The sequence below is a fragment of the Oleiphilus sp. HI0132 genome, from assembly GCF_001635845.1.
Genome location: NZ_LWGJ01000685.1, coordinates 1 through 856 on the forward strand (window position 1 = coordinate 1; position 856 = coordinate 856).

1 protein-coding gene is annotated in these 856 nt (G+C 47.4%); it reads left to right on the top strand.

Annotation, left to right across the window (positions count from 1 at the left end; translation table 11 throughout):
- Positions 1–100 precede the first annotated feature (100 nt).
- Positions 101–856: organoarsenical effux MFS transporter ArsJ (gene arsJ / locus A3766_RS08225; RefSeq protein WP_156508784.1), on the top strand; the 756-nt coding region annotated here is incomplete at its 3' end.

Here is an 856-nt window from a genome sequence, read left to right on the forward strand (position 1 = left end):
ATGACAATGAATGGGGCTATGCCAATCGAACAGCTGAGCTGGTTCGTAAAGTCGGCCTCATCGACCAGAAAATTAATCACTAAGGCCATATTTGAAAACCATGAATATCAATAAACTCTCACCAGAAATTAAGCAATACCTGGTCGTAACAGGTAACTATTGGGCTTTCACGCTCACCGATGGCGCTTTGAGGATGTTAGTCGTATTGCACTTTCATGGCTTGGGTTACAGCCCGCTCGAAATTGCCATGCTGTTCTTGTTTTACGAGATCTTTGGTGTCATCACCAACCTTTTTGGTGGCTGGTTGGGCGCACATTTGGGGCTCAACAAAACCATGAATATTGGTCTGGCTCTGCAGGTGCTCGCATTGGCAATGCTGCTCGTTCCTGCCACTTTGCTCACAGTGCCTTGGGTCATGGCTGCTCAGGCTCTCTCAGGCATTGCTAAAGACCTGAACAAGATGAGTGCGAAAAGCTCGATCAAGCTGCTGGTTCCAAAAGATGCGCAAACTACACTGTATAAGTGGGTGGCAATTCTAACCGGATCTAAGAATGCCTTGAAAGGTGTCGGCTTCTTTTTAGGCGGCGCTTTACTGGCCACTCTCGGTTTTCAAGGTGCCGTTCTTGCTATGGCGCTAAGCTTGTTTGTGGTTTGGCTGGGTAGCATGTTTGCCTTAAAACAAGACTTAGGCAAGGCAAAGAACAAACCGAAGTTCACTGAAATATTTTCTAAAAGTCGGGCAATCAACGCCCTCTCAGCAGCTCGCTTATTTCTGTTTGGTGCCAGAGATGTTTGGTTCGTGGTTGCCTTGCCCGTTTATCTAGCGAGCGAGTTCGGCTGGAACCATTGGTCTGTA